Genomic DNA, 11,308 nt, shown 5'->3' with positions numbered 1-11,308 from the left:
ATCACAAGCCTACTGCTGAAGACCCAAAACTCAGAAGCCCGCTGCAAATAATACTTCTCAACTTCCCGATCTCAAAAAATTTTAAAATAAAAAATTACAAATTTTCAAAAAATTAAGCATTAAAGAATTCAAAATTAAAAAGTTTATTTCAACAAACACTTACAACTACTCTTCAAAAAATCCCTTTCAAACCATTATTACACATGCCTGAATCAAACATAAAAAAATAAAATCACATTACCAATATCTTAGTTTCACTGACTTATAAACCACCTTACCAAGTCATCAATCAATCAGATAAAAATCACTAAATTATTGATAAACCAATCTCCAACGTCTCACATCTTACGTCTCACGTTTCACGTAAAACAAGCTTGTGTGGGCTAACCTATTCAGTTGCCAAGGTTCAGTTAAAAAATTAAAAATTAAAAAGCTATTATAAATATACAAAAAAATTTTTAACCTGTCAAGCAGAAATTGGAGACTGTTCCAAAAACTCAAATTGTCATTCTGCAGCCGGCGAAGAATCTCATAATTTTTTTCAAACCAAAAAATCAAAAACGATATCCTTCGACCTTACGGCCTCGGGATGTTCTATGATTTTCTATTAATACAAAGTACCAATATATCTATCTCTATGTTAGAATAGATTAAAAAAATTGGAGGGATGCGCTATGAACATCTATTTTTTTGAGACGGAAGATTGGGAAAGATTGTACTTAGAGAAAAAAATACAAGACTTAGGAATTCAAGGAAGCGTTAAATTTACAAAAGAGCCACTTGATGATACAAATGTAGACCTTTACAAAGATACAGAAGTAGCTATTGTATTTATATATTCTAAGCTAACAAAAGAAGTAATTGATAAGATGGAAAATTTAAAATTAATCATTACAAGGTCAACAGGATATGATCATATAGATGTTGATTATGCTAATAAAAAGGGTATAACTGTTTGTAATGTTCCCGGATATGGTAATAATACAGTTGCCGAGTATACATTTGCATTAATACTTGCGTTGGCAAGAAAATTTAAACCTATGATAGAAAGAACGTCAAAAGGCATATTTTCAAGAGATGGGTTAACAGGAATAGACTTAATGGGTAAAACTATCGGTATAATTGGTGCCGGAAGGATTGGAAAGCATGTAATAAGAATAGCCCATGGCTTTGGAATGAAAATACTTGTATATGATAGAGCTAAAGATAATGAATTGATTGAAAAATACGGCGTTGAGTATGTAGGACTTGAAGATTTGCTTAGAAGTTCTGATATCGTTACTCTGCATGTACCATACACACCGGCAACACATCATTTGATAAACAGATTTAATATCAAACTTATGAAATTAGATGCTATGCTTATTAATACTTCAAGGGGTCCTGTAGTTGAGATAGAAGCTATAGTTCAAGCACTTAAAGAAGGTAGGCTTGCAGGTGGTGTAGGACTTGATACATTTGAAGCAGAAGATGTTTGGATCGAAGAAGAATATCTAAAGAGAGATGATATTCCTGCAATAAAGTTAAAAAAAGCATTGGAGACATTTTATATTTTACATTCTGAAAATGTTATCGTATCTCCACATAACGCTTATAACACAAAAGATGCACTTTATAGAATATTAGATATTACACTTGATAACTTAAAATCATTCATAGAAGGAAATCCAAAAAATATCGTAGGAGTGTCAAGTTGATAAAAGAACAATCTTATTTAACAGAAAAGGTTTTGAATGGTGAAAGATTAGAGCCGGAAGAAGCATTATATATGCTTGAGAATTTTGATTTATTATCTCTTGGCAGGCTTGCTGATTATATTAGAGCAAAAAAACATCCGGATAATATAGCTACGTTTGTTATAGATAGAAATATAAATTATACAAATGTATGCGTTGCAGGATGTAAATTTTGTGCTTTTCAAAGAAGAAAATCAGATAGTGATGCTTATGTACTTGAACTTGATGAGATATTTACTAAAATTCAGGAGCTTATAGATTGGGGTGGAACTACCTTGCTAATGCAAGGTGGCTTAAATCCAGATTTAAGACTTGATTTTTATATAGAGTTATTTTCAAGAATAAAAGAAAGGTTTCCGCAAATACAAATTCATTCACTTTCAGCAACAGAGATAAATTATCTTGCTAAGGTTGAAAAAATGAGCATAAGGGATGTTTTAATAAAGTTAAAAGAAGCAGGATTAATGTCTCTTCCAGGTGGTGGTGCAGAGATTTTATCTGACGAAGTAAGAGTGTTAATATCTTCAAATAAAACTACAACAGCTCAATGGCTTGAAGTCCATAGAACAGCCCATGAGCTTGGAATGAGGTCAACGGCAACAATGATGTTTGGACATGTTGAAAAACCAAAGCATATTATCGAACATTTAAACCATATTAGACAACTTCAAGATGAAACAGGTGGATTTACTGCCTTTATACCATGGACTTTTCAAAAAGGCAATACACAACTTGACCATTTAGAGCCGGCTACTTCTGTGTGGTATTTAAAGGTTTTAGCATTGGCAAGAATTTATCTTGATAATTTTGATAATATTCAATCATCCCATGTCACTCAAACGATGAAAGTTGGTCAAATCGGCTTAAGGTTTGGTGCAAATGATTTAGGAAGCACTATGATTGAAGAGAATGTAGTAGCTTCTACAGGCTTTAAGGTTTCAAGTCCAAGACCGGAAAAAATGGCTAAACAAATTAAAGACGCCGGCTTTACTCCTGCACAGAGAGATACATATTATAATATTGTCAAGATTTTTGATTAGGTAATCGGAGTTTCTATAATGGCTTACGTTATAGATTATGAGTTATTAGAAAAGTTAGAAGAAAAAATAGGCAAAGAAGAGGCTAAAAAGATTGCACAAACTATTGAATTGATCTATAACGAATTAGACAAAAAATCAGAAAGCTTAGCACATCAAAAAAAGCTTGAGCTTAAAGATGAGCTTACAAAAGAATTAGCTACAAAGGCTGATTTAGCAATCATAGAAGCAAAGTTAGAAAAAATCGAAGCTAAATTAGAAAAGGAAATACTTAAACTTGACAAGAAATTTACAATCATGTTTTTGATTCTTGCCTTTTTGATAATTTTCATAAATAAAGATGCTGTTGAACTAATAATTAAACTTTTACCATTTGCAAAATAGGGAGTCAAAAATGGCTTACGTTATAGATTATGAGTTATTAGAAAAGTTAGAAGAAAAAATAGGCAAAGAAGAGGCTAAAAAGATTGCACAAACTATTGAATTGATCTATAACGAATTAGACAAAAAATCAGAAAGCTTAGCACATCAAAAAAAGCTTGAGCTTAAAGATGAGCTTACGAAAGAACTTGCTACGAAAGCTGATTTGATATTAGTTAAAACCGAGCTTGAAGCTAAAATTGAAAAAGAAGTGTTAAAACTTGACAAGAAATTTACAATCATGTTTTTGATTCTTGCCTTTTTGATAATTTTCATAAATAAAGATGCTGTTGAACTAATAATCAAACTATTACCATTTGCAAAATAGGAAGTCAAAAAATGGAATGTTTACATGAGAAAAACAGGAATATCTTTCAGGCAAATCTATAAGCTTACAAAAAGATTTTTTAATTTTTAAAAAGATTAAACATAAAGAAAAGAAATATGGTCAAAGAAGTAGACCAAGAAACTACAAAGATGAATTTATAATAGCTATATTTCTATACCTTGGGCAAGAAATTACTTCCATAATCTACTTTTTCTTAAAAAGCTATAACCAACAGCATATACATATAGATAAGCAACAAGAATCTAAACCATTTACTCATTTTGTGTCTCATTCTTAACAACCTTACTTCATGATAGCTTGCTGGATGAAACCATATATCATAAACCATACCGTCTTCATCACAAACCACCATAACTAAAAGTCCATAGAATAAATCGTGACTCTTCTTAGCCAATATTCTCTAAGGATTTTGTAAACTCTCTCTGATTTTGATTTTCTAAACAGATGCCAAGATTGAATAGAAGGACAAATTAGAAATCTGGAAAGTGTAAGAATAGGAGTGTTTGAAATGTAGGATGTGATATATAAAGCTGCAAGTTGTAAATCAGATACCTTAGATGGTCTACCTGCTTTCTTTTTTGGTTGGATGTTTAAAAGTATAGTTAGATGCGAGGCTGTTCCAAAAATCAAAATTGTCATTCTGAGCGAAGCGAAGAATCTCCTATTTTTCTTTTCAAGATCAAAAATCAAAAAAGAGATCCTTCGGACTTCGTCCTCAGGATGACACGGAAAGGTAGGTTTACAAGAATTTTGGAACACTCTTAGTTAAATGCTCATAGATTTTTTGAAATAGTGTAAAATAAAGATTAGAGTTTTGCATTTTTACTTCCTTGGTGGAATTTTTTGCTATTACAATTTTAACTACCGCCAAGGAGTTTTTTAGATGTAATTTCTCACCCTAAGCGTATATGATTAAAAATATTATAGCATCTTATAAGATATGATAAAATTTAGCCTATGAATATACTAAATCCGCAAGTAGAAGCTTACATAGAACAGTTAAACAGAATTGCCTTCATTGAAGATGAAGAAATCTTAAAAGAAATGGAAGACTATGCTCACAAAAATGACTTCCCTATTATTGATAGGACAGTTGGAAGGCTGATTTATCTAATTACAAAGTTAAAAAATCCAAAATTAGTTGTAGAGCTTGGTTCTGGTTATGGATATTCTGCTTATTATTTTGCAAAAGCTATGAATGGCGGGAAGGTTGTACTAACAGACTATCAAGAAAGAAACCTATCTATGGCAAAATCGTATTTTGAAAGATTTGGTTTGTTAGATAAAGCTGAGTTTAGAGTAGGAAATGCTATTGAAATAGCAAAAGAGTATAAAGATATTGATATTTTATTTCTGGATTTAGAAAAAACTAAATATCTTGAAGCTATTTTAACGTTAAAAGACAATCTTAAAGTTGGTAGTTTAGTTATCGCTGATAATACGCTATGGTATGGCAAAGTTGCACAAGATAATCCTGATGAAAAAACAGTAAAAATTAAAGAATTTAATGAGTATATGTTTAAAAATAAAGAGTTTTTTAGCGTATTAATTCCTTTAAGAGATGGTGTTCTAATTAGCAGTAAGATTGAGTAAAAATAGGTTTTTCAAATTATTATGTACTTGTGGAAAATTGAAACTGTTCTAAAAATCCACACGGTCATTCTGAGCGAAGCGAAGAATCTACTATTTTTCTTTTCGAGTCAAAAAATCAAAGAAGATCCTTCCGACTTGCGTCCTCAGGATGAAAAATAAAGTGGAAAAGTAGGGGCGATTCATGAATCACCCTTACGAAAGTAAAGTTGTCATTCTGAGCAAAGTAAAAAATCTCTTACTTTTACCTAATTCGTCACCCCAACATTTATTTGAAATATTTTTTAGATGGCATTTATAACTGGCTTTACTCATCTATTTTAAAAATTTTTTAGAAAAAGGCTCCAAAATCTCACCTCTTTTGTTCCAAATCGGACAGTTTTTGTTCTTTTTTGGACAGTAAAATATAAAAGCGTTTGTATTTACACAATAGAAAATTGGCATAAATTTTTAATATCACTTATAGCTCCTGCTGCGTTTTTTCTTCAAGAATAGCCTCCTGCAAGAATTTTGGAAGTTGGCCACCGGCTGACTTCCCTTTTTTATCAAAGAATTCAAAACTGAGAAATTTAAACAAATTGGCAAATGCTATGCAGTTCATGAACTTCCGTACAAAACAATTCATAAATTGTGGCTGTTTCAAAAATCCACACCGTAATTTCTGAGCGAAACGAAGAATTTCATACTTTTCTTTCAAGTCAAAAATCAAAAAATGAGATCCTTCGGCTTTACAGTCTCAGGATGACAAGGACTTCCGAATGGCGTCATTCTACGGCCGACAAAGAATCTCCTACTTTTATCTAATTCCTCACCTGAAATATAGGACAAAAACTATGTGATTATACCTTGAGATTAAATTTATAGAAAGGCAAGCTCTAAGGCTTGCCGTTGTATGAGGGTTATCCTTGGGTTTTTGATAAGAATTCTTTAATTTTTAACTCCATCATATCCTTTAAATAAAGCTTTCTTCTTTTTAATCTTTCTTCTTCGGCTTCAATTTCTGGGTCTGGTGGAAAATGTTTTTCAAGCTTTTGAACTTTCCATTCTAATTCTTGATGCTCTTCATACATGTGCTTAAATTCTTTATCTGTCTCTAATAATTTTTTGATTGCTTCTTCTCTTGTCATGTCTGCCTCCTTAAATAGTTTTTTATGTACCATGTTGCCAGCTTGATAAATACTCTCTTTGTTTTTCTGTAAGTGTATCTATTTTTATTCCCATTGCACTTAGTTTTAATCTTGCAACTTCAAAATCCAGCTCATCAGGAACTTTGTATACTGTTTTTTCAAGTTTATCTGCATTTTTATAGACATATTCAGCAGATAAAGCCTGGTTTGCAAAAGACATATCCATTACTTGTGCCGGGTGTCCTTCTGCTGCTGCAAGGTTTACAAGTCTTCCTTCAGCCAATACATATATGTTTCTTCCATCTTTTAGCGTATATTCTTTAACATTATCTCTTATTTCTCTTGTTGCAACTGCCATTTCTTCAAGAGCTTTTAAGTTTATTTCAACATCAAAGTGTCCAGAATTACTTACAATGGCTCCATCTTTCATAACTTCTAAATGATGCTTATCTATAACATTTATATTTCCTGTTACAGTTACAAAAAAGTCTCCAATTTTTGCTGCTTCTTCCATTGGCATAACTCTAAAGCCATCCATTACTGCTTCAAGAGCTTTTAATGGGTCAACTTCTGTTACGATAACATCTGCACCCATCCCTCTTGCTCTCATTGCAACGCCTTTACCACACCAGCCGTAACCAGCAACAACAAATTTTGACCCGGCTATAAGCCTGTTTGTTGCTCTTAAAATTCCATCTATCGTTGATTGTCCTGTTCCATATCTGTTATCAAAAAGATGTTTTGTGTATGCTTCGTTTACAGCAATAACTGGAAACCCTAACACTCCATCTTTTGCCATAGCTTTTAATCTGATCACTCCGGTTGTAGTTTCTTCTGTGCCGCCGTATACATTCTCAATTAAATCTTGCCTTTCTTTATGTAGCAGTGATATTAAATCAGCTCCATCGTCCATGATTATGTTTGGTTTTCTGTCAAGAACTGCGTTTAAATGGCTGTAATATGTGTCTCTATCTTCTCCATGTATTGCAAAAACTGGTATTTCAAAGTATTTTACAAGTGCTGCTGCTACGTCATCTTGTGTAGAAAGTGGGTTAGATGCTGTTAGATAAACATTTGCTCCACCTTCTTTTAATGTTATCATCAAGTTTGCTGTTTCTGTTGTAACGTGCAGACAAGCTCCTATCGTTAAACCTTTTAAAGGCTTTTCTTTTGAAAATCTTTCTCTGATCTGTCTTAAAACAGGCATATCTTTTTCAGCCCATTGTATTCTCAAAAGACCTTTATCTGCAAGATTAATATCCTTGATGTGATATTCCATTTAACCCTCCTTTTAAAAAAATGTAGGTTATATTTTAGCATAAGTTTAGAAATATAAAGGTTTTGCTGAAAAATAAAAAACAAATTTAAATTACCATTACAGAATTTGGAAATAAAATACAGTCATAAGAGCGTTCCAAAATTCTGTAAATTCACTTTTCCTTGCCATCCCAAGGCCGTTAGGCCGAAGGATCTCCTCTTCTGATTTTTTAATTTGAAAAGAAAAACAGGAAATTCTTCGCCGGTTGCAGAATGACAGTGTAGATTTTTGGAACAGTTTCAGTCCAGTCATACAGCAGAGTTTAGTCCGGAAAAGATCTTCTTTTTTAATTCATAGAAAGTAAATAAGTAGAGATGTTCATGAATTGCCATTAGTGAGCAAGTAATAGTTAAAAAGCAGAGATTTTTCACTAGCTGTAGAATGAGCGTGTAGATTCTTGGAATAGTCTCCATCTGTTATATAATATTTTTTACCAAAATCAACAAAGGAGTTTAAATGCTTAAGAAAATCAGTGCTATAATTTTATTTTTATTTAGCTTTTCATTTGCAGACAGTTTGATAGTAAATAAAAAGGGCGCATCTACCTATATTCAGTATTCACAGTTTTTATTAGCACAAGGCGAGACGATTATTGGGCCAATTCAGCTTTTACCAATGGCTAACACTGATGATTTGGTTATAAAGCCATCAGATAGCAGTGTAAAAATATCCGGATACATGGTAGAACCAACAAAAGAAAACTTTATAGAAAATCTTATTGGGAAAACCATATCTATTGAAGGAGACGGAAGAGTAATACGTGGAACAGTCATATCTGTAAAAGATAATTTTATAACCTTGGATACAAAAAACGGCGTAGTAGTAACAACTTTACCAACCTTTCCAAACAGACTTTCATCTTCTTTAAAGTGGCAAGATATTCAAGCACCAAGAGTAACGATAAAGCTAAACTCAGATAAACCTGTTTCAGCCGGAATAAATTTGATTTATCCAATAAATGGATTTAGCTGGGATGTAGTTTATACTGCCGATATATCAAATAATAAAGTTGTATTAAATGGCTTTTACAAAATAGTAAACAGCACACCTGTAAGATTAAATGATGTAGCTTTATACATCAAAGAAAATGAGAGAGTAGTGAAATTGTACGACAAGACAGTTATTGAACCTTATACATCAAAGCTGGTAAATATTGACAGATTAGAGCTTTCTTATTCTAAAGTAAATACCATAAACTCTAAAAAATACTTTCCAGATGGTAAGGTCGCTGTATATAAAAATAATGTTTTTGTAGGCTATGGCAGTATTCAAAATAATATGTTAAAATTACCGTAATGGCTGTTTTGTACGTTGTTGCAACGCCCATCGGAAATCTTCAGGATATCTCATTTAGAGCCTTAGATACACTTAAAAAGGTTAAATATATAGCTTGTGAAGACACAAGACAAACAAAAAAACTTCTAAATTTTTATGGCATAGAAGATAAACATCTAATTAGCTATCACGAGCATAACGAAGAAGAAGCATCAGAAAAGATATTAAAGATTTTAGAAAAAGAAGATGTAGCGTTGATTTCTGACGCTGGAACTCCTTGCATTTCAGACCCTGGTTATAGAGTTGTAAAAAAGGCAAGAGAAAATAATATAAAAGTTGTGCCAATTCCTGGTCCATTTGCAGGAGCTGTAGCACTATCTGCCTCAGGATTACCATCAGATAAATTCCTTTTCTTAGGATTTCTTCCACAAAAAGGGTCTCACAAAGAAAAGGTTTTGAAAAAATATATAGAGTTAGATGCAACCTTAATACTCTATGAAAGTCCAAATAGAGTTGTAGATACTGTCAATCTTATAAAAGAGCTTGATGAAAAAGCTAATATCGTTGTTGCAAAGGAGCTTACAAAGATTCATGAAGAGTTTATCATTGGTAATCCTTTTGAAATTTTAGATTTTTTTGAAAAAAATCCAGACAAGATAAAAGGTGAGTTTGTTATTCTTGTTCATCCATCAGAAAAGGAAGTTACTATAGATGAAGATGAAATAAAAAGAAGAATAATAGAGTTAAAAAATCAAAGCTTAAAGTCAAAAGAAATAGCAAAGATTATCGCTGATGAGTATAAATTGCCTAAGAATCAAGCATACAAGATGGTATTAGATAGTAACAATGAAGGTTGAAAAATGTTATTTAATAATATTCAATTTAGAAATTAAAATTTTGACAAACCAGACTGTCAAAAACAACATAGTCATTCAAACACAAGCGAAGAATCTCGTTTCTTCTCTTTTTAAAAGAGTAGATCCTTCGGCCTCTGACTTCAGGATTACACATAAAGGTAAGCTTAAAAAAATTAAAACGCTCTAGGTATGACTTGACAATTCATGAATTTTTCTGCGTTTTCGATTTCTCACCCAACGTATATGAGTGCCAAATATGATATACTAATTTAAAGATTTAGGAGTTAAGATATGAAAAGATTGACACTTGCATTCTTGTTGTTTTTTGTTTTATCCCAATTGTCATTTGGAGGAGAAAGAGTGATTAAAGTAATATATCCAAATAATTTGACTTTAATATACAAACAAACGCAAGGGAAAGGAATAATAGCCGGTAGTATATTTATTAGAGGTGGAAGCTTTGAAGATGGAACAGAAAAAGCCGGTCTCACAAATTTGACATTAAAATTGTTATTAAAAGGTTCAAAGAAATATTCAGATTATGATATAAACAAATTTTTTGAAGACAGCGGTGGGTATATATCCTCTTCATCCGGGGAAGATTTTTCAAACATTGAATTTGCTACCACTGTAGATAATTTTCCTAAGGCTGTTGAAATTTTAATGGATATTTTAGAAAACCCATTATTTCCGGAAGATAAATTTTCTCAAGAAAAAGGCAATATAATCGCACAAATAAGAGCAAAAAAAGAAGAAGGATTTTCAATCGCCTTTGATGAGTTAAGAAAAGTGATATATAAAGATACAAACTACCAATATAGCCCACTTGGAACAGAAGAATCGTTGAATAAGATAACATTGGAAGATGTGAAAAAAAGGTGGAATGAGCTTTTAAACAGTAATAGGATAGTTATTTCAATAGTTGGGGATGCTTCATTTAAAGAATTTGAAAATCAGTTATATAATTTCTCAAAGCTACCAAAAAAGGAGCATTTTAGCTTTCCAAAAGTTGATAAGGTTATCGAAGATAGCCCATGTATTACAGTTCACAGAGAAGGTCAACAATCAACCATTTTAATTGCATATAACGCTCCAACTCTTTTAGATAAAGATTACATTCCATTTAGAGTATTAAACGGAATTCTTGGAAGCGGCTTTACTTCTCGTATGTTTCAAGAGCTAAGAGAAAAAAGAGGACTTGCATACGCAACAGGTTCTTACTTTCCGGTAAGATTAAACATTGGCACAGTTGTTTTATATATTGGCACAGACCCTAAAAAAAGAGAAGATGCAGAAAAAGGTATGAGAGAGGTTGTTAAAAGTTTGAAAGAAGGAATAAAGGAAGAAGAGATAAAAACATCCAAAGAAAAAATTCTTGGAACGTTTATGATGGACCATCAAACAAGGTCAAAACAAGCATATTATTTAGGATGGTTTGAAACTGTAGGACTTGGTTATCAAATGGATAAAAACTATCCAAATTTAATTAAAAATGTAAAACTCAAAGATTTAACTAAGCTTACAACTAAATATTTTACAAAATCTTCTTGTATTATAGTGTCTCCGTAAAGGCAGGTTTTGAAAAGTAAAGTATTTATA

12 protein-coding genes and 1 pseudogene are annotated in these 11,308 nt (G+C 31.9%); 9 read left to right on the top strand and 4 right to left on the bottom strand.

From position 1 onward, the window contains the following. The first annotated feature begins 674 nt into the window (after positions 1–674). The 5 genes and pseudogenes from Q0929_RS03650 to Q0929_RS03630 all read left to right on the top strand — a co-directional run. Positions 675–1,697, top strand: a complete 1,023-nt coding sequence (locus tag Q0929_RS03650; RefSeq protein WP_299238219.1) for a hydroxyacid dehydrogenase — start codon at positions 675–677, stop codon at positions 1,695–1,697. Further along, positions 1,694–2,776, top strand: coding sequence for a cyclic dehypoxanthinyl futalosine synthase (gene mqnC / locus Q0929_RS03645; RefSeq protein ID WP_299238218.1), 1,083 nt, complete (start codon positions 1,694–1,696; stop codon positions 2,774–2,776). The genes Q0929_RS03650 and mqnC overlap by 4 nt, the downstream gene beginning before the upstream one ends. A gap of 18 nt (positions 2,777–2,794) precedes the next feature. Continuing rightward, positions 2,795–3,157 carry a hypothetical protein gene (locus Q0929_RS03640; protein WP_299238217.1) on the top strand — a complete coding sequence of 121 codons (363 nt, stop codon included), beginning with the start codon at positions 2,795–2,797 and terminating at the stop codon, positions 3,155–3,157. Between the two features lie 10 nt (positions 3,158–3,167). Then, positions 3,168–3,521: a hypothetical protein gene (locus Q0929_RS03635; protein WP_299238216.1), complete on the top strand. Its 354-nt coding sequence runs from the start codon at positions 3,168–3,170 to the stop codon at positions 3,519–3,521. A gap of 24 nt (positions 3,522–3,545) precedes the next feature. After that, positions 3,546–3,699: pseudogene (locus Q0929_RS03630) on the top strand (IS5/IS1182 family transposase); the annotation flags it as partial. A 36-nt stretch (positions 3,700–3,735) separates the two neighbouring features. On the opposite strand, the gene Q0929_RS03625 reads toward Q0929_RS03630, so the two are convergent. Together Q0929_RS03625 and Q0929_RS03620 are read right to left on the bottom strand one after the other, a co-directional pair. Further along, positions 3,736–3,894 (bottom strand): hypothetical protein, encoded by a 159-nt coding sequence (locus tag Q0929_RS03625; protein ID WP_299238220.1) that lies wholly within the window; start codon positions 3,892–3,894, stop codon positions 3,736–3,738. Positions 3,895–3,896: 2 nt separating this feature from the next. Further along, positions 3,897–4,172 (bottom strand): hypothetical protein, encoded by a 276-nt coding sequence (locus Q0929_RS03620; protein WP_299238215.1) that lies wholly within the window; start codon positions 4,170–4,172, stop codon positions 3,897–3,899. Between the two features lie 327 nt (positions 4,173–4,499). On the opposite strand from Q0929_RS03620, the gene Q0929_RS03615 reads away from it, so the two are divergent. Continuing rightward, positions 4,500–5,135: an O-methyltransferase gene (locus tag Q0929_RS03615; RefSeq protein ID WP_299238214.1), complete on the top strand. Its 636-nt coding sequence runs from the start codon at positions 4,500–4,502 to the stop codon at positions 5,133–5,135. Between the two features lie 896 nt (positions 5,136–6,031). Here the strand turns inward: Q0929_RS03615 and Q0929_RS03610 are convergent. Then, positions 6,032–6,259 (bottom strand): YdcH family protein, encoded by a 228-nt coding sequence (locus Q0929_RS03610; RefSeq protein WP_299238213.1) that lies wholly within the window; start codon positions 6,257–6,259, stop codon positions 6,032–6,034. A gap of 22 nt (positions 6,260–6,281) precedes the next feature. Further along, on the bottom strand, positions 6,282–7,538 hold the full coding sequence (ahcY, locus tag Q0929_RS03605) for an adenosylhomocysteinase (RefSeq protein ID WP_299238212.1): 1,257 nt from the start codon (positions 7,536–7,538) through the stop codon (positions 6,282–6,284). Between the two features lie 495 nt (positions 7,539–8,033). Between ahcY and Q0929_RS03600 the strand changes: the two genes are divergently transcribed. The 3 genes from Q0929_RS03600 (at position 8,034) to Q0929_RS03590 (ending at position 11,278) form a co-directional block, all read left to right on the top strand. Continuing rightward, positions 8,034–8,873 carry a hypothetical protein gene (locus Q0929_RS03600; RefSeq protein WP_299238211.1) on the top strand — a complete coding sequence of 280 codons (840 nt, stop codon included), beginning with the start codon at positions 8,034–8,036 and terminating at the stop codon, positions 8,871–8,873. Beyond that, positions 8,873–9,709 carry a 16S rRNA (cytidine(1402)-2'-O)-methyltransferase gene (gene rsmI / locus Q0929_RS03595; RefSeq protein WP_299238210.1) on the top strand — a complete coding sequence of 279 codons (837 nt, stop codon included), beginning with the start codon at positions 8,873–8,875 and terminating at the stop codon, positions 9,707–9,709. Before Q0929_RS03600 ends, rsmI begins: the two co-directional genes overlap by 1 nt. Before the next feature lie 291 nt (positions 9,710–10,000). Next, positions 10,001–11,278 carry a pitrilysin family protein gene (locus tag Q0929_RS03590; RefSeq protein WP_299238209.1) on the top strand — a complete coding sequence of 426 codons (1,278 nt, stop codon included), beginning with the start codon at positions 10,001–10,003 and terminating at the stop codon, positions 11,276–11,278. Positions 11,279–11,308: the final 30 nt, after the last annotated feature.

Source organism: Sulfurihydrogenibium sp., assembly GCF_028276765.1.
Classification (GTDB): domain Bacteria; phylum Aquificota; class Aquificia; order Aquificales; family Hydrogenothermaceae; genus Sulfurihydrogenibium.
This window is presented reverse-complemented; position numbering and strand designations above follow the sequence as displayed.